This window comes from Terrabacter sp. C0L_2, assembly GCF_036352015.1.
Lineage (GTDB): Bacteria > Actinomycetota > Actinomycetes > Actinomycetales > Dermatophilaceae > Terrabacter > Terrabacter tumescens.
Map to the genome: position 1 here is coordinate 3244835 of NZ_CP143557.1, position 16793 is coordinate 3261627.

The following is a 16793-nucleotide window of genomic DNA, read 5'->3' on the forward strand; positions in this document are numbered from 1 at the left end:
CATGACCGAGCACACGGGTGAGGGCGGGACCGGCGCGGACTCCATCGAGGTCGTGGACGCCCCCGGGCGCGGCCGCTTCGAGCTGCGCGACGGCGACCGCGTCATCGGCGTGGCGTCCTACGCGATCGTGCCGGCCGGCACGGTCGGCGACCGCGAGCGCATCGTCCTCTTCCACACGGAGGTGCGTCCGGAGTACGAGGGCCGCGGCCTCGCCGCCCGGCTCGCCACCCACGCCCTCGACGCGGCGATCGGGGCGGGCCGCGACGTCGTGGCCCTGTGCCCCTACGTCAAGGCGTACGTCCAGCGGCACCCCGAGCCGTATGCCGCCCACGTCGTCCCGGCCACGCAGGCCGACGTCGACGCGGCCGAGCGGTCGGCCTGACGTCGACCGGTCCGGCCTGTCCCGGCCGGCGCGGCAGCGGGATCGCCGTCAGCGGTCGAGGCTCGACCAGGCCGTGCGGATGTGCTCCTCCATGAGCGCCTCGGCAGCCTCGGCGTCCCGGCGCAGCACGGCCTCGTAGATCGCCTCGTGGTCGGCGCGCAGGCGCTCGACGACGACGTCCCACTCGTCGAGGGTTCGGAAGCGGTCGAGGATCGGCAGCCGCATCGACTCACGGATCGCCACGGTGAGGTCGGTCGCGACGCGGTTGCCGCCCGCTGCGGCGAGCGCGACGTGGAAGGCCGTGTCCGCGTCGTTGAAGCTCTGCCGGTCGATGGTGGGCTCGGCCATGACCTCGAGGAGCGACCGCGCGGGCTCGAGCCCCTCCGCGGTGCCGTGGGTGGACACGAGCCTGACGCTGAGGCGCTCGAGGGCGATGCGCACCTCGATGACGTCGGTCAGCGGGAAGTTCGCGAGCGCGACGTGCAGCTGGAGCAGCTGCGACAGCGCGCGGGAGGGGACGGCCGTGATCGTCGTGCCCCCGGCCCCTCCGGCGCCTACCGTCGACCTCACCACGCCCATGGCCTGGAGCGTGCGCACCGCCTCGCGCACCGCGGAGCGTCCGACGTCGAGGGTGTGGGCGAGCTCGCGTTCGGGCGGCAGGACGTCACCGACGGAGAGCTCGCCCGAGAGGATGCGGCCCTCGACCCAGTCCAGCACCACCTCGTAGGCCTTCTTGCCGGTGGGGTGGGGTGAGGTGGAAGCAGTCTGCACGACGGACAGCATCGCACCGCGGCGCTGCGCCCCGCGGGCGACGCGCGGCACCGTCGACGGCATCTCAGCAAATGGTCTGACCACTTGACCCCCGGGTTCGTCCGGCGCTACGTTCAGCCGATCCTAATGGTCTGACCATTACGAGTCGAGGCAAGACCCACCGCCGTGTCCGTGCCCAGCAGGCCCAGGAGGCCCTCCATGACCGCATCCGCCGCACCCGCTGCCCTCGTCAGCGCGTTCCGCCCGGAGCTCGACCCCGTCGCGAGCAGCCTGGGGCTCTCCGCCCTCGTCGCCGCCCTCCCCCTCGTCACCGTCTTCGTCACCCTGGGACTGCTGCGCTGGAAGGCGCACTGGGCCGGCCTCAGCGCCGTGGTCGTCGCCCTCGTCGTCGCGACGGTCGGCTTCAACATGCCGATCGGGCTCGCCGGGCTGGCGGCGACGGAGGGCGCCGCGTTCGGACTCTTCCCCATCATGTGGATCGTCTTCACCGCCATCGTGCTCTACCAGGTGACGGTGGCCTCGGGGCACTTCGAGGACCTGCGCGCGACCTTCCACCTCATCTCCGACGACCCGCGGGTCCAGGCGATCATCATCGCCTTCTGCTTCGGTGGCCTCCTCGAGGCGCTCGCCGGCTTCGGGGCACCGGTCGCGATCACCGGCGTCATGCTCATGGCCGTCGGCTTCTCACCCCTGCGTGCGGCGGCCGTCGTCCTGCTCGCCAACACGGCGCCGGTCGCCTTCGGCGCCATCGGCACCCCCATCATCACGGCCGGCGCGCTGACGAAGATCCCGTACGGCGAGATCGGGGCCTACGTCGGCCACCAGACCCCGGTCGTCGCCGTCTTCGTGCCCCTCCTGCTCGTCCTCATGGCCGACGGGCGGCGCGGGGTGCGCCAGACCTGGCCCATCGCCGTCGTCGTCGGTGTCGTCTTCGCCGTCCTGCAGTGGCTCTCGGCGACCTTCGTCTCCGTCGAGCTGACCGACATCATCGCGTCCCTCGGCGGGCTCGCCGCCGCCGTGCTCTTCCTGCGGGTCTGGCAGCCGAAGGGGCGCGAGGGGGCCCTCGACACCCTGAGCGTCGAGCGGGAGCGTGACCTCGCGCTCGTCGGTGGCCCCGACGGCGCGTCCGCCGCCGGATCCTCGGCCACCGCCGCCCGCGCGGCCCGGATGGTCGGTGACCACGCCACCTCGGTCGCCGAGCTCGACGCCCGGGCGCGGTCGCTGACCCCGCGCCGGATCGCCATGGCCCTCTTCCCGTACGTCCTCGTCATCGTCGTCTTCTCGGTGGCCAAGCTCGTCCCCGTCGTCAAGGACCTCCTCGCCGCGACGGACGTCAAGATCCCGTGGCCCGGCCTCGCCGGCGAGGTGCTGACCGCAAGCGGCACACCGAACAAGTCCGCCACCTACACGCTGCCGTGGCTGAGCGGGCCCGGCACGGTGCTCGTCGTCTGCGCGCTCGTCGTGGCACTCGTCTACGGCATCGGCGTCCGCGGACTCGGCCGTGAGATGGCCGCGACGGCGTACAAGATGCGTTTCGCCTTCCTCACCGTCGCCTCGGTGCTCGCCCTCGCCTACGTCATGAACCTCTCGGGGCAGACGATCACCATCGGCACGTGGATCGCCGGCGCGGGTGCCGCCTTCGCCTTCTTCTCCCCGCTCCTCGGCTGGCTCGGCACCGCGGTCACGGGCTCAGACACGAGCGCCAACGCGCTCTTCGCGACGCTCCAGCAGACCGCGGCGACGAACGCCGGCATCGACCCGACGCTCCTCGTGGCGGCCAACACCTCCGGTGGTGTCGTCGGCAAGATGATCAGCCCGCAGAACCTCACGATCGCCGCGACGGCCGTGGGCCTGCTCGGTCGTGAGTCCGACATCCTGCGCCGCGTCCTGCCCTGGAGCATCGGCCTCATCGCCGCCGTCTGCGTGCTCGTCGGGCTCCAGTCCACCGTTCTTGGTTGGATGCTCCCATGACGACGTCGTCCCGCCCCCGCGCGGACCTCCGGGTCGCGCTCTTCGCGACGTGCTTCAACGACACGATGTGGCCGGGCACGCCCCGGGCCACGGTCCGCCTCCTCGAGCGGCTCGGGGTGCGCGTCGAGTTCCCCCTGGCCCAGACGTGCTGCGGGCAGATGCTGACGAACACCGGGTATGCCGGAGAGGCCGTGCCGCTCGTGCGCCGCTTCGTCGACGTCTTCGGCGACTACGACGCCGTCGTCGCCCCCTCCGGCTCGTGCGTCGGCTCCGTCCGCACGCAGCACCCGATGATCGCCGAGCCGACGGGCGACGAGGCGCTCGTCGGCCGCGTCGGGCAGCTCGGCCCGCGGGTGCACGAGCTCTCGGAGTTCCTCGTCGACGTGCTCGGCGTCACCGACGTCGGCGCCTACTTCCCGCACCGCGTCACCTACCACCCGACGTGCCACTCCCTGCGCCTGCTGCGGGTCGGCGACCGGCCGCTCCAGCTGCTCCGGGCCGTCCGCGGCATCGACCTCGTCGAGCTCCCGGGTGCCGAGGAGTGCTGCGGCTTCGGTGGCACGTTCGCCATGAAGAACGCCGACGTCTCGATCGCCATGGGCTCCGACAAGGCCCGTCACGTCGTCGAGACCGGCGCCGAGGTGCTCGTCGCGGGCGACAACTCGTGCCTGGCCCACATCGGCGGGATCCTCGGCCGGCAGCGGTCCGGCGTACGGCAGCTGCACCTCGCCGAGATCCTCGCCTCGACCGAGGAGGACCCCGCATGAGCACCACGACCACCGGAGCCGAGGGCGCCCGCGCGGCCGCTCCCGGCCAGCCGGTCCAGCGCACCTCCGCCACGTTCGTCGGCATGCCGAAGTTCCCGGCGGCCGCGCGGGAGGCGCTCGCCAACACCCAGCAGCGGCGCAACCTGGCGCACGCGACCCACACGATCCGCGCCAAGCGGGCCGACGTCGTCGCCGAGCTGCCCGAGTGGGAGGCGCTGCGGGTCGCGGGGGCGGCCGCCAAGGACGAGGCCCTGACCCACCTGGCGCACTACCTCGAGCAGCTCGAGGAGAGCCTGACCCGCGCCGGGGCCACGGTGCACTGGGCCCGCGACGCGGAGGAGGCGAACCGCATCATCGTCGACCTCGTGCGCGCCAAGGAGGTCGACGAGGTCGTCAAGGTCAAGTCGATGGCCACGCAGGAGATCGAGCTCAACGAGGCGCTCGAGGCGGCTGGCATCAGCGCCTGGGAGACGGACCTCGCCGAGCTCATCGTCCAGCTCGGACACGACCGGCCGAGCCACATCCTCGTCCCGGCGATCCACCGCAACCGCAGCGAGATCCGCGAGATCTTCAGCCGTGAGATGGGAGCGGTGGGGCGTCCCGCCCCCGACGACCTCACCGACGACCCCGCACGGCTCGCCGAGGCCGCCCGGCTGCACCTGCGCGAGAAGTTCCTCCGTGCCAAGGTCGGCATCTCCGGCGCGAACTTCGCCGTCGCCGAGACGGGCACGCTCGTCGTCGTGGAGTCCGAGGGCAACGGGCGGATGTGCCTCACCCTGCCCGAGACCCTCATCTCCGTCGTCGGCATCGAGAAGGTGCTGCCGACGTGGGACGACCTCGGGCCGATGCTCCAGCTGCTCCCCCGGTCGAGCACCGGGGAGCGGATGAACCCCTACACGACGATGTGGTCGGGCGTGCACCCCGGCGACGGGCCCCAGGAGGTGCACGTCGTGCTCGTGGACAACGGCCGCAGCCACGTCCTCGCCGACCGCCTGGGTCGCCAGGCCCTGCGCTGCATCCGCTGCTCGGCGTGCCTCAACGTGTGCCCCGTCTACGAGCGCACGGGCGGGCACGCGTACGGCTCGGTCTACCCCGGACCCATCGGTGCCGTGCTCAACCCCCAGCTGCGCGGCACCGCGAGCGACGTCGACAAGTCGCTCCCCTACGCCTCGAGCCTCTGCGGTGCGTGCTTCGACGCGTGCCCCGTGCGCATCGACATCCCCGAGCTGCTCGTCGAGCTGCGCGGGAAGGTCGTCGAGGAGTCGGGCCGCACCGCCGAGTCGGCGGCGATGAAGGCGGCCGCCTGGGTGCTCTCGGACCCCAAGCGTCTCGCCGGGGCCCAGCGTGCGGCGACGACGGCCGGCCGCCTGCTCGGTGACCGCACCGTGCGGTCCGTGCCGGGGCTCGGCGCGTGGACCAACGCCCGCGACCTGCCGACGCCACCCAAGGAGACCTTCCGCCAGTGGTGGGTCCGCACGCACGACACCGAGGGAGGGACGCCGTGAGCGCCCGCGAGGAGATCCTGGCCCGGGTGCGCTCGGCCGTGGCCGACGTGACGACCGAGCCCGCAACGCCGGCGCCTCCGGGAAGCCTTGGCGCAGAGGGGCTCCCGGTGGTCGAGGCGCGTGACTCCGGCTCGGGATCCGGCCCCGGTCGCCTGCCCCTCTTCGTCGAGCGCGTCGCCGACTACCGCGCCACCGTGCTGCACGCCCGCCCGGGCGAGGTCGGCGCGGTCGTCGCGGCAGCGCTGCGCGACGCCGGCTGCCGCTCGGTCGTCGTGCCGACCGGCCTCGACGACGCGTGGTTGCAGGGGCTCGGCGGCGACGTGTCGGTCGTCAGGGAGGCGCAGGCCCCGAGCCACGTCGAGCTCGACGGCGTCGACGCCGTGGTCACCGGGGCCACGGTCGGCATCGCCCTGACCGGCACGATCGTGCTCGACCACGGCTCGGGGCAGGGCCGGCGCGAGCTGACGCTCGTGCCCGACACCCACGTCTGCGTCGTGCACGACGACGCGGTCGTGCCGGACGTGCCGGACGCCGTCGCGCGCCTGCGCCCCGACGCCACCGGCGCGCGACCCCTGACGTGGATCAGCGGGCCGAGCGCCACGAGTGACATCGAGCTGCAGCGCGTCGAGGGGGTGCACGGGCCGAGGACGCTCGTCGTCGTCCTCGTCGCCGAGCCGGGCGCCGGGCCGGCTCCCGGAGCCTCAGGGCCGGTCTCAGAGTCGGTCCCCGCGTCGGAGGTGCGCGCGTGACGACCGACGACGCGTCGACGGGCCTGCTGGCCACCGACGAGGGCGTGACCCCGGTGTTCTTCCTCGCCGGCGGCACCGGGATCTCGGCCGAGACGCTCGGCAACCTCATGCTCGCGCAGTTCCCCAGCCTGCGTTTCCGGCGCCGGAAGATCCCCTTCATCACGACGGTCGAGCAGGCGCGTGACGTCGTGGCCCAGCTCGACGCGGCGATGACCGACTCGGTGACGGCGCTGGTGTTCTCGACCGTCTCCGACGAGACGATCCGGCAGGAGATCCAGCGCACGCGGTGCGCCTTCATCGACCTCTTCGGCTCGCACCTCGACACCGTCGAGCGCGTGCTCCACACCAACGCGACGCACCGCGCGCCGGCCCTGCACGGCGTCGGTGACGCCCGGCGCTACGACCGGCGGATGAAGGCGATCGAGTTCGCCATGGAGCACGACGACGGCGCGAGCCTGCGCAACCTCGAGCAGGCCGACCTGGTCCTCGTCGCGCCGTCGCGGTGCGGCAAGACGCCGACGTCGATGTACCTCGCCCTCCAGCACGGGCTCAAGGTCGCGAACTACCCGCTCGTCGAGGAGGACTTCGACACGGGAGACCTCCCCCGCCCCCTGCGCACGCTCGGTGACAAGTGCTTCGGCCTGCTCTCGACGGCCGCCCGCCTCAGCCAGGTGAGGGGCGAGCGCCGGCCCGGATCGGTCTATGCCAGCCTTGCCCAGTGCAGCTTCGAGCTGCGGCGCGCCGAAGCGCTCTACCGGGCGCACCGCATCCCCTCGATCAACTCCGCGGCCATGTCCGTGGAGGAGATGGCTGCCGTCATCATGCAGAGCAGCCGCCTGCCCAACCTCGGCTGAGCGCCGAACCGACGAAAGGACCGCCGTGAACGGCACCGACCCCGGCAGCGTCGCCGGAGACCAGGACGCCAACGTCGCCTGGTTCGCAGACCTGGGCCTCACCGACGTCGAGCGCGTCGGCGGCAAGAACGCCTCGCTCGGCGAGATGGTCCAGCACCTCTCGAAGGCGGGCGTCCGCGTGCCCGACGGCTTCGCGACCACGGCCGACGCGTACCGCCGCTTCCTCGCCCACGAGGGCCTCGCCGCACGGATCAGCACCACCCTGGCCGAGCTCGACGTCGAGGACACCCGTGCGCTCGCCGCGGCCGGGGCGGACATCCGCCGGGCCGTCGAGGAGCAGCCGTTCCCCGCCGACCTCGAGACCGACATCCGCACGGCATACGACCGGCTCGTCGGCGAGAGCGGCGACGAGGTCAGCTGGGCGGTGCGCTCGAGCGCGACGGCCGAGGACCTGCCGGACGCGAGCTTCGCCGGGCAGCAGGAGACCTTCCTCAACGTCCGCGGGATCGACAACATCCTGCTCGCGATCAAGCGGGTCTACGCCTCGCTCTACAACGACCGCGCCATCTCCTACCGCGTGCACAGCAACTTCGAGCACGACGTCGTCGCGCTCTCGGCGGGCGTCCAGCGCATGGTCCGCTCCGACGTCGGCTCGTCCGGCGTCATGTTCACCATCGACACGGAGTCGGGCTTCTCCGACGCCGTGTTCGTCACGAGCAGCTACGGGCTCGGCGAGGCGGTCGTGCAGGGCGCCGTCAACCCCGACGAGTTCTACGTCTACAAGCCGGCGCTGCGTGCCGGCCGCCCGGCCATCCTCAAGCGCGGCGTCGGCGGCAAGGCGACGAAGATGGTCTACACCGACGACTCCGAGGTGGGTCGCTCCATCGACTTCGTCGACGTCGCGCCGGACGAGCGGGCGCGCCTCAGCCTCACCGACGCCGAGGTCACCGAGCTCGCCCAGCACGCGCTGCGCATCGAGGAGCACTACGGGCGCCCGATGGACATCGAGTGGGGCAAGGACGGCGTCGACGGGCTGCTCTACGTCCTGCAGGCGCGGCCCGAGACCGTCAAGTCCCGCCAGACGGGCAACACCCTGCGCCGCTTCCGCATGGACGAGCGGGGGCCCGTGGTCGTCGAGGGCCGGGCCATCGGGCAGAAGGTCGGCGCCGGCGCCGTTCGCGTGCTGAGCACCCCGGAGTCGATGCACGACTTCGTCGCCGGGGAGGTGCTCGTCGCCGACATGACCGATCCCGACTGGGAGCCGATCATGAAGCGCGCCAGCGCGATCGTGACGAACCGCGGCGGCCGCACGTGCCACGCGGCCATCATCGCCCGCGAGCTCGGCATCCCGGCCGTGGTCGGCACGGGCACCGCGACGCTGGACCTCGCCGCGGGCCAGGAGGTCACGGTCTCGTGCGCCGAGGGCGACACCGGCTTCGTCTACGAGGGGCTCCGTGAGTTCTCGGTCACGGAGACCGAGCTCGACGACATGCCGGAGCTGCCCGTCAAGATCATGATGAACGTCGGCACGCCCGAGCAGGCCTTCGAGTTCTCCCGGCTGCCCAACAAGGGCGTCGGTCTGGCCCGGCTCGAGTTCGTCATCAACCGCCAGATCGGGATCCACCCGCGGGCCCTGCTCGAGCTCGACGACCAGGAGCCGGGCCTCAAGGCCGAGATCGAGGCGCTCATCGCGGCCTACGACAGCCCGCGCGACTTCTTCGTCAAGCGCGTGGCCGAGGGGGTCTCGATGCTCGCCGCCGCCTTCGCGCCGGAGCCCGTCATCGTGCGCATGTCGGACTTCAAGTCCAACGAGTACGCCGGCCTGCTCGGTGGGGAGCGCTACGAGCCGCACGAGGAGAACCCGATGATCGGCTACCGGGGCGCCGCGCGCTACCTGTCCGCCGACTTCGCCGAGTGCTTCGCCATGGAGTGCGAGGCGCTGCGCCTCGTGCGCGACGAGATGGGGCTGACGAACGTCAAGATCATGATCCCGTTCGTGCGGACCGTCGCCGAGGCCGAGGGCGTCATCGACCTGCTCGCCTCGCACGGGCTCCGGCGCGGGGAGAACGACCTCCAGGTCGTCATGATGTGCGAGATCCCGAGCAACGCCGTCAACGCCGACGCGTTCCTCGACCACTTCGACGGCTTCTCGATCGGCTCGAACGACATGACGCAGCTGACGCTGGGCGTCGACCGGGACTCCTCGCTCGTGGCCGGCAGCTTCGACGAGCGCGACCCGGCGGTCAAGAAGATGCTCGCCCTCGCCATCGAGGCGTGCCGGGCGCGCGGCAAGTACGTCGGCATCTGCGGACAGGGTCCCTCCGACCACGCCGATCTCGCGGAGTGGCTGCTCGACCAGGGCATCGAGTCGATGTCGCTCAACCCCGACACGGTCGTCGACACCTGGCTCGCCCTGGCGGCGCACCAGCGCTGACCCACCGCCGCCGTGGGGGCGGGCGAGGCGGCGAGGACGCGACTCAGTCCTTGCCGAAGTAGTCGCTCGCCTCCATGGCGTCGATGACCGACGGTGCGCCGTGCTGGCCGATCGCGTAGCTGCCGAGGTCGACGGCGGTGTCGGCGACGACGCTGATCGGGCTCAGCAGCTGCCACGGGGACACGTCGAGGTCGGGGCCCTTCGCGGGGTCGAGGGCGATCTGGGTGCCCAGCGCGTTGGGCAGCGGGTTGTCGCCGATGAAGGGCACGTGGTCGGTGAAGGAGCCCAGGGGGTTCTGCACCGTCGTGAGGATCTCGCCCCGCACGTGGTAGTTGCGGATCTGCCCCGAGTCGAGGTCGGCGTGCTCGTGACCGAGGGCGGCCGCGGCCAGCACGGTGTTGGGGTGCACGCCGGCGGCGTTGAAGGTCACGGCGGGCACGTCGGTGGCCACGGACGCGGTGCTCGCGAGGCCGCCCCCGAGCGAGTGCCCGGTGAGCACCATGTTCTCGCTCCCGACCGCGCCGGCGAGGTGCTGCGCGAGGGCGACCGCCTGGAGGTGCTGCGCGCTGAGGGCGCCGGCGCCCTGCTGGAGGTTGGTGCCCCAGTCGCGCACGCTCGAGGGGTCGGTGCCGGCGAAGGCGAGGACGTAGCGGCCGTCGTCGTCGCGGTAGATGCCCGCCTGGAAACCTCCGGACCCCTCGAGAGAGCCGGGGTCGATGCCCAGCGACTCGAGCTCGGAGGCGGAGAGGGCTGAGAAGTGCTCGGTGCCCTCCCCGTCGTAGACGCCCTGCGCGAGCTCGGCGAGCTCGAGGTCGACCTCGTGCGGCTGCGTGCCGCGGACGTCGTCGGCGAAGGGTGGGGGCGCCTCGGTGCCGGGTCCCGGCAGTGGGCCGGGGAAGGGCCCCGGGAAGGGTCCGGGGAACGGCCCGGGCGGGCCGGCGGGTCCGTTCGGACCGTCACCGCTCGCCCCGCGCTGGGCGCGGGCGTTGTCGGTCAGGCGCCGGGACATCGCCTCGAGGCTCGACCCGAGCGCCACGAGGGCCGCGGCGGTCGCCCGCCAGTCCTGCTGGGCCGCCTGGGAGTCGTCCCCGCCCCACGAGCGGCCGATGACCGCGAGGGCACGGGTCCCCGTCGCCCTTATGCCGTCGACCTCGTCGGCGCACGCCGTCAGCGTGTGCGCGGTGCGCTCGAGGGCGTCCGGGTCTGCACCCTTGCGGTAGAGCACGTGGGCCTCCTGTCGACGGTGGGCCCCACGCTAGGTGGGCTCCAGCGGGAGGTCCATGGGGAGCACTCCCCGTGCGGGACGCACGGGGCACCCGACCGGGCGACGGCCCGGTCGGGTGCCTTGTCGCGTACCCGGCGTCAGCCGCGCAGGTCGCTGAGCATCGACGCGAAGGGGGTGACCTGCTCGAACGGGTCGACCCGGTCGGCGCGGGGTGCCGAGGTCACGAGGCCGGCGAAGGCGGCGCCCGCCCGGTCGATGCGCTCGCCGAGCCGTCCGGCGTCGACGCTCCCCCAGTCCTCGCTCGCCGCGAAGACGGCGACCGGGGCGACGAGCGCGCCGAGGTGCGCGAAGAGCGGGCGCAGGGCGTGGTCGATGGCCAGTGAGTGGCGGGCCGTGCCGCCCGTCGCGCCGAGCAGCACCGGGGTGTCGCGCAGCGCGTCCTTGGGGAGCACGTCGACGAGCATCTTGAACAGCCCGCTGTACGACGCGGCATACACCGGGGTGGCCACGATGACGGCGTCGGCCTCGGCGACGGCGTCGAGGCGGGCCTGCAGGTCGGGCGAGGCGAAGCCGGTGAGGACGTGGTTCGTCACGTCGTGGGCGACGTCGCGCACGTCGACGACCTCGACGACGACGTCCCGTGGCGCGAGCGCCCGGACGGTGGCCTCCGTGAGGCGGTCGGCGAGCAGTCGCGTCGACGAAGGCTGGGTGATGCCGGCCGTGATGACGGCGAGGTGGAACGTGGTCACTTCGTCACCTCCAGGGTGGCGTCGGTGGACGGGACGGACGGGGTGGACAGCGCGTCGGCGAGCCGGCTCGCGTGCGTGGGCGCGTCGGGGACGTGCGCGGGCTTGAGCGCCGCGAACTCCTTGCGCAGCACCGGCACGACCTCCTCGCCGAGGATGTCGAGCTGCTCGAGGACGGTCTTGAGCGGGAGGCCGGCGTGGTCGAGCAGCCAGAGCTGGCGCTGGTAGTCACCGGCGTACTCGCGGAAGCCGAGCGTCTTCTCGATGACCTCCTGCGGGCTGCCGACGGTCAGCGGCGTCTGGCTCGTGAACTCCTCGAGGGACGGGCCGTGGCCGTAGACGGGGGCGTTGTCGAAGTAGGGCCGGAACTCGCGGACGGCGTCCTGGCTGTTCTTGCGCATGAAGACCTGGCCGCCGAGCCCGACGATCGCCTGGTCGGCGGTGCCGTGGCCGTAGTGCTCGAAGCGGCGCCGGTAGAGCTGGACCATCTGCTTCGTGTGGCTGGCCGGCCAGAAGATGTGGTTGGAGAAGAAGCCGTCGCCGTAGTACGCGGCCTGCTCGGCGATCTCGGGGCTGCGGATCGAGCCGTGCCACACGAACGGTGGGATGCCGTCGAGCGGGCGCGGCGTCGAGGTGAAGCCCTGGAGCGGGGTGCGGTACTTCCCCTGCCAGTTGACGACCTCTTCGCACCACAGCCGGTGCAGCAGGGCGTAGTTCTCGATGGCGAGCGGGATGCCGTCGCGGATGTCCTTGCCAAACCACGGGTAGACCGGGCCGGTGTTGCCGCGGCCCATCATGAGGTCCATGCGACCGCCGCTCAGGTGCTGGAGCGTCGCATAGTCCTCGGCGATCCGCACGGGGTCGGTCGTCGTGATGAGCGTCGTCGAGGTCGAGAGGATGATCCGCTCGGTCTGGGCGGCGATGTAGGCGAGCGTCGTCGTCGGGGCGGACGGGATGAAGGGCGGGTTGTGGTGCTGACCGGTGGCGAAGACGTCGAGCCCGACCTCCTCGGCCTTCTTCGCGATGGCGACGGTGGCCGTGATCCGCTCGTGCTCCGTCGGCGTGCGGCCCGTCGTGGGGTCGGTCGTGACGTCGCCGACGGTGAAGATCCCGAACTGCATGTCTCCCAGCTCCTTTTGATTGACGATTCAATCATACCGAACGTCGAAGGTGGCTCCCTCATTCCCCACCTCCACGCTGCACGAGATCCCCGTGCACCGGACTGGCGGCACCCGACAACTTTCGCCCCGCGACCGCCATCGGTAGAGGTAACCGGCTGCCGCAGGGGCCGCCGGTCCGAGACCCGAGACCCAGGACAGTCCCATGCAGCTCATCGCTCCTCCACCCGGCTTCGTCGTGCCCGCCAGGGTCACGGCGCCCCGACGCCCGGCGCAGGCCGTTCCCGCCCTCCACCCGCTGGCCGTCCGGGTTCATCGCCTCCGGCGGCGTCTCGCCTGGATCCGGTGCCGGACCGACTGGGCCACCGAGCGCCTCGCCGAGCCGTTGGGCCACCGCGTCAAGGTGCACGCCTCCCTGCTCATGCGCGAGCTGTCCGAGGACCAGATGCACCTGCAGCGCAACAAGGTGGTCAACCTCCGTCTCGCCTCCCGACAGGTGGACACCATCCTCATCCGCCCCGGCGAGACGTTCTCCTTCAACAAGGTGGTGGGGAACTGCACCCGCCGCCGCGGCTACGTCGAGGGCATGCGGCTCTCGAACGGCGAGGCGCGGTCCGGCGTCGGCGGTGGCATCTGCCAGCTCGCCAACCTGCTGCACTGGATGTTCCTCCACAGCGAGCTCACCGTCGTCGAGCGATCGGAGCACTCCTTCGACCCCTTCCCCGACAAGGCTCGAGTCCTGCCCTGGGGTGTCGGGTGCTCCATCGTCTACAACTACGTCGACCTCGTCGTGCGCAACGACACGAAGGCGACCTTCCAGCTGCTGGTCAGCGTGGACGAACGCCACCTCCGGGGCGAGCTGCGCACGGACCTGCCGGGCGCGCACTCGTACAAGGTCGAGGCCCGCGACGAGCAGTTCATCCGGTCGGGAGCCGACGTCTTCCGACGGAACGAGATCTGGCGCACCGTCATCGACAAGCGCACCGGGCGCGGCGTACGCGAGGAGCTGGTGAAGCGCAACTGCGCCCTCGTCCGTTACGAGCCGCAGGTACCCGTCATCGACGTGTCACTGGGGCCGCGACCGGTGCCGGCGCCGGGGGCGACCCCACCGGAGCGGCGGCACCGGTCCACGGTCGGGCACGCTCCACGCCGCAGGTCCGGGTCATGACATCCTGTCGCGGTGAGCGCTGAGATCTCCCCCAAGGACCGCTTCATCACGGTCTACGGCCGCAACCCCGTCCACGAGGTGCTCCTCGACGGCGACCTCGAGGTCGACAAGGTCGTCATCGCCGAGGGTGCCCGCGGGAGCGGCCTGCGCGAGATCCAGCAGGCCGCGCGCCGCCGCGGGGTCGAGGTGCAGCACGCGAGCGCCGAGCGCGTCAAGAAGCTCGCCGGCAACGGCCGTCAGGACCAGGGCGTCTTCGCCGACGTCGTGGCGCCGCGGATGCGGCCGCTCGAGGCCGCGCTGGCCGAGGACGCCGCGTCACTACGGGCCGTGCTCGTGCTCGACGGCGTGACGACCCCCGCCAACGTCGGCATGATCCTGCGCTCGGCCACGGCCGCCGGTGTCGACGGCATCGTCGTGCCCCGCAAGGGTGTCGCCTCGCTCGACCCGCTCGTCGTCAAGGCCTCGGCCGGCGTCGCGTTCCGCGCACCGATCCTCAAGGCGTTCACCGCGGCCGAGGCGGTGGCCGACCTCAAGCACGCGGGCTTCCACGTCGTCGGACTCGACGCCGGCGGCGACGACGACCTCTTCGCCGCCCACCTGCCAGAGCCCGTCGCGTTCGTCCTCGGCAGCGAGACCGCCGGGCTGACCCCCGAGGTGGCCGACCTCGTCGACACGTGGGTGTCGATCCCGATGGCGGCCGGCGTCGAGTCGCTCAACGTCTCCGCCGCGGCCGCCGTCGTCTGCTTCGAGCTCGTCCGTCGCGCGCGTCTCTGAGCGCGTGCACGCGGTCCGGTGGACCGCCATGAGGTATGCCGTGTGCCCCGGCTCACGCACGTCGGCGCGGTGAGACGCGTGTTTCGTGGCGTTCCGTCGGGCCGGGACGGCGTCAGGGGCCCCACTTCTCGGCGAGCGCGCGCACGACCTTGATGTCTCGGGCCGTGCCGGTGGCCCCGGTCAGGCGCTCGAGCCGGGCGTTCGTCAGCTTCGCCTGGTGTGCGGGCTTGGTGAGGAAGAGCAGCACGTCGCTCCCGAGCACGAGCACCCTCTCCCCCGGCTCGTCCCACGCCTCGAGTGCCCGGCGTCCGTCCGCGGTGATCCCGCCGGTCGTGAACGTGACATAGCGGCGGGCGTCCGCGCCCAGCGGCGACTGCGCCGAGTCGGCATCTACGGCTGTCTGCGTCAGGGCGGCCGGGGTCCGGGCGATGACCGGCACGTCGAAGCCGAACTCGCCGCTGATGAGGTCGCGCAGCGCGGTCTCCACCTTGCCGATGCTGCGCATCGGCGTCGTGACCCGCACGTTGCCGCTCTGGATGTGCGTGACGACATCGGTGAAGCCGTGCTCGGTCAGGTGCTCGCGCAGGTGCGCCATCTTGACCCAGCGCTGCCCGACGTTCACGGCCCTGAGGAAGGCGACGAAGGTGGCCATGCTCACGCACCCGCCCAGCAGGTGCCGTTGCCCACGCGCTCCACCCGTCCGCCGACGTGGACGCCGCCCTGCTCGTCGACGTCGAGGAGCAGTCGTGAGGGCCGTCCGACGGCGGCTCCCTGGCTCACCTCGACGGAGACGTCGCGCACGCCCTGCGCGACGAGCCAGCCGCCGAGGTTGGCGCACGCCGAACCGGTGGCCGGGTCCTCGAGGACCGCCTGGTCCTGGGTGTAGAAGAGGCGTGCCTCGATGCTGCGGGGCCCGCTCCAGGCCCACGCATAGACATGGGGTGGCCGGTCGGGAGAGGTCATGTGCTCGGCCATCAGGTGCGGGTCAGGGTCGCACGCGCGCACGGCCCCGACGTCCTCGAGGCGCACGACGAGCTGCTCGACGCCCGCGTCTACCCAGCTCGCGTCCGAGCGCACGACGCGGGCGACATCGACGCCGAGGGCCGCCGCGAGGTCCGTGGCACTGGGCGTCACCTCGCGCAGGGTCGCCGGGCGCGCCGTCAGGCGCCACCCGCCGTCGATGCGGGTCACCCGGATGCGGCCCGCGGGCATCGTGAGGTGCACGAGGTCGGGCTCACCGTCGGAGCCGTCGAGCGAGGCGACGACCTCGGCCGTGCCCAGGGTGGGGTGGCCGGCGAAGGGCATCTCGTGGCCGGGGGTGAAGATGCGCACCGCGGCCTCCCCCGTCCCTCCGTTCCCCGTCGAGGTCACGAAGGTCGACTCGCTGAGTTTGAACTGTCGGGCCCAGGCGAGCATCTCCGCGTCGGAGAGCGTGCCTGCGTCGGGGAAGACGCAGAGCGGGTTGCCCGAGAACGGTCGACCCTCGATCGAGAAGACGTTGAGCAGGTCGAAGCGCAGGTCCATGGTCCGAGTCTGCCGGAGCGCCGCCCTCCTGTGGACGGACGGCATACGGACCGCGCACCTGCGCGCCGATACTGTGGCGGTCATGGCCACCCCCGACGGCGTCGTTCCCGGCAACATCTACCTCTTCCGACACGGCGAGACGGAATGGTCGCTCAGTGGGCAGCACACCGGCACGACCGACCTGCCGCTCCTTCCCGAGGGTGAGGCGGCCGCTCGCGAGCTCGCCGGGGTGCTGAGCAAGCACCGCTTCGAGCGCGTCCTCGTCTCCCCGCTCCAGCGGGCCAAGCGCACCGCCGAGCTCGCGGGGCTCGGGGACTTCGAGGTCGAGCCACTCCTGCGCGAGTGGGACTACGGCGCCTACGAGGGCATCACGACGAAGCAGATCACCGCGGAGATCGGCCACCCCTGGGAGGTGTTCGTCGACGGCGTGCAGCCCGGCGTCACCCCCGGCGAGACGATAGAGCAGGTCTCGGCGCGCGCCCAGCAGGTCATCGACAAGGTGTGGCCCGACCTCGAGCGGGGCGACGTCGCCCTCTTCGGTCACGGCCACGCGCTGCGCGTCCTGACGGCGACCTACCTCGGGCTGGACCCGCGGTTCGGGCAGCAGCTCATCCTGGACGCCGGGTCGATGAGCGTGCTCACTCACCACCGCTCGACGCGCTGCCTCGGGATGTACAACCTCTCCCCCTGGCGCCTGCTCTCGGACTGACCACCGTCGGGCCGGCCGGCTACCGAGCGAAGGAGGCGCCGGTTCACGACCGCGGGACGAAAGGGACGAAAACCCTGCGGCTGGGCGCTGGGGCGG

16 protein-coding genes are annotated in these 16793 nt (G+C 72.2%); 10 read left to right on the forward strand and 6 right to left on the reverse strand.

Translation table 11 applies throughout. The features are described from left to right. Nucleotide 1: 1 nt before the first annotated feature. Nucleotides 2–382, forward strand: a complete 381-nt coding sequence (locus tag U5C87_RS14805) for a GNAT family N-acetyltransferase (protein WP_330473300.1) — start codon at nt 2–4, stop codon at nt 380–382. Nucleotides 383–430: 48 nt separating this feature from the next. Here U5C87_RS14805 and U5C87_RS14810 read toward each other — a convergent pair whose 3' ends face one another. Beyond that, nucleotides 431–1153 (reverse strand): FadR/GntR family transcriptional regulator, encoded by a 723-nt coding sequence (locus U5C87_RS14810; protein WP_330473301.1) that lies wholly within the window; start codon nt 1151–1153, stop codon nt 431–433. 198 nt (nt 1154–1351) lie between these two features. On the opposite strand from U5C87_RS14810, the gene U5C87_RS14815 reads away from it, so the two are divergent. Genes U5C87_RS14815 through ppsA form a run of 6 tightly spaced genes read left to right on the forward strand, consistent with a single transcriptional unit; the run spans nt 1352 to nt 9433 of the window. After that, entirely contained in the window at nt 1352–3124 is a 1773-nt protein-coding gene (locus U5C87_RS14815; RefSeq protein ID WP_330473302.1) for an L-lactate permease, read from the forward strand. Continuing rightward, on the forward strand, nt 3121–3891 hold the full coding sequence (locus tag U5C87_RS14820) for a (Fe-S)-binding protein (RefSeq protein ID WP_330473303.1): 771 nt from the start codon (nt 3121–3123) through the stop codon (nt 3889–3891). Before U5C87_RS14815 ends, U5C87_RS14820 begins: the two co-directional genes overlap by 4 nt. Further along, nucleotides 3888–5396, forward strand: a complete 1509-nt coding sequence (locus U5C87_RS14825) for a LutB/LldF family L-lactate oxidation iron-sulfur protein (RefSeq protein ID WP_330473304.1) — start codon at nt 3888–3890, stop codon at nt 5394–5396. The genes U5C87_RS14820 and U5C87_RS14825 overlap by 4 nt, the downstream gene beginning before the upstream one ends. Continuing rightward, nucleotides 5393–6145 carry a LutC/YkgG family protein gene (locus U5C87_RS14830; protein WP_330473305.1) on the forward strand — a complete coding sequence of 251 codons (753 nt, stop codon included), beginning with the start codon at nt 5393–5395 and terminating at the stop codon, nt 6143–6145. The genes U5C87_RS14825 and U5C87_RS14830 overlap by 4 nt, the downstream gene beginning before the upstream one ends. Then, complete coding sequence (locus U5C87_RS14835) at nt 6142–6999, forward strand: pyruvate, water dikinase regulatory protein (protein ID WP_330473306.1); 858 nt, start codon at nt 6142–6144, stop codon at nt 6997–6999. Before U5C87_RS14830 ends, U5C87_RS14835 begins: the two co-directional genes overlap by 4 nt. Before the next feature lie 25 nt (nt 7000–7024). Beyond that, complete coding sequence (gene ppsA / locus U5C87_RS14840; RefSeq protein WP_330473307.1) at nt 7025–9433, forward strand: phosphoenolpyruvate synthase; 2409 nt, start codon at nt 7025–7027, stop codon at nt 9431–9433. 43 nt (nt 9434–9476) lie between these two features. Here the strand turns inward: ppsA and U5C87_RS14845 are convergent, their stop codons facing one another. The 3 genes from U5C87_RS14845 to U5C87_RS14855 all read right to left on the reverse strand — a co-directional run bounded on the left by U5C87_RS14845 (nt 9477) and on the right by U5C87_RS14855 (nt 12525). Continuing rightward, nucleotides 9477–10658 carry an Mbeg1-like protein gene (locus U5C87_RS14845; protein ID WP_330473308.1) on the reverse strand — a complete coding sequence of 394 codons (1182 nt, stop codon included), beginning with the start codon at nt 10656–10658 and terminating at the stop codon, nt 9477–9479. 137 nt (nt 10659–10795) lie between these two features. Beyond that, entirely contained in the window at nt 10796–11407 is a 612-nt protein-coding gene (locus tag U5C87_RS14850) for a CE1759 family FMN reductase (protein WP_330473309.1), read from the reverse strand. Then, nucleotides 11404–12525: an LLM class flavin-dependent oxidoreductase gene (locus U5C87_RS14855; RefSeq protein WP_330473310.1), complete on the reverse strand. Its 1122-nt coding sequence runs from the start codon at nt 12523–12525 to the stop codon at nt 11404–11406. Before U5C87_RS14855 ends, U5C87_RS14850 begins: the two co-directional genes overlap by 4 nt. A gap of 202 nt (nt 12526–12727) precedes the next feature. On the opposite strand from U5C87_RS14855, the gene U5C87_RS14860 reads away from it, so the two are divergent. Continuing rightward, on the forward strand, nt 12728–13690 hold the full coding sequence (locus U5C87_RS14860) for a VanW family protein (protein ID WP_330473311.1): 963 nt from the start codon (nt 12728–12730) through the stop codon (nt 13688–13690). Nucleotides 13691–13702: 12 nt separating this feature from the next. Then, a complete protein-coding gene (locus tag U5C87_RS14865) occupies nt 13703–14464 on the forward strand; it encodes a TrmH family RNA methyltransferase (protein WP_330473312.1) in 762 nt (253 codons plus the stop codon). Nucleotides 14465–14576: 112 nt separating this feature from the next. Here the strand turns inward: U5C87_RS14865 and U5C87_RS14870 are convergent, their stop codons facing one another. After that, nucleotides 14577–15116, reverse strand: coding sequence for a DUF1697 domain-containing protein (locus tag U5C87_RS14870; RefSeq protein WP_330473313.1), 540 nt, complete (start codon nt 15114–15116; stop codon nt 14577–14579). A 2-nt stretch (nt 15117–15118) separates the two neighbouring features. Next, complete coding sequence (locus U5C87_RS14875) at nt 15119–15988, reverse strand: PhzF family phenazine biosynthesis protein (RefSeq protein WP_330473314.1); 870 nt, start codon at nt 15986–15988, stop codon at nt 15119–15121. 82 nt (nt 15989–16070) lie between these two features. On the opposite strand from U5C87_RS14875, the gene U5C87_RS14880 reads away from it, so the two are divergent. Next, on the forward strand, nt 16071–16697 hold the full coding sequence (locus tag U5C87_RS14880; RefSeq protein WP_330473315.1) for a histidine phosphatase family protein: 627 nt from the start codon (nt 16071–16073) through the stop codon (nt 16695–16697). Nucleotides 16698–16793: the final 96 nt, after the last annotated feature.

Excerpts from the sequence above, each read along its gene's own strand:
- U5C87_RS14805 (WP_330473300.1), top strand. The coding sequence starts at position 2 with ATGACCGAGCACACGGGTGAGGGCGGGACCGGCGCGGACTCCATCGAG.
- U5C87_RS14815 (WP_330473302.1), top strand. The coding sequence starts at position 1,352 with ATGACCGCATCCGCCGCACCCGCTGCCCTCGTCAGCGCGTTCCGCCCG.
- U5C87_RS14820 (WP_330473303.1), top strand. The coding sequence starts at position 3,121 with ATGACGACGTCGTCCCGCCCCCGCGCGGACCTCCGGGTCGCGCTCTTC.
- U5C87_RS14825 (WP_330473304.1), top strand. The coding sequence starts at position 3,888 with ATGAGCACCACGACCACCGGAGCCGAGGGCGCCCGCGCGGCCGCTCCC.
- U5C87_RS14855 (WP_330473310.1), bottom strand. The coding sequence starts at position 12,525 with ATGCAGTTCGGGATCTTCACCGTCGGCGACGTCACGACCGACCCCACG.
- U5C87_RS14860 (WP_330473311.1), top strand. The coding sequence starts at position 12,728 with ATGCAGCTCATCGCTCCTCCACCCGGCTTCGTCGTGCCCGCCAGGGTC.
- U5C87_RS14870 (WP_330473313.1), bottom strand. The coding sequence starts at position 15,116 with ATGGCCACCTTCGTCGCCTTCCTCAGGGCCGTGAACGTCGGGCAGCGC.
- U5C87_RS14875 (WP_330473314.1), bottom strand. The coding sequence starts at position 15,988 with ATGGACCTGCGCTTCGACCTGCTCAACGTCTTCTCGATCGAGGGTCGA.
- U5C87_RS14880 (WP_330473315.1), top strand. The coding sequence starts at position 16,071 with ATGGCCACCCCCGACGGCGTCGTTCCCGGCAACATCTACCTCTTCCGA.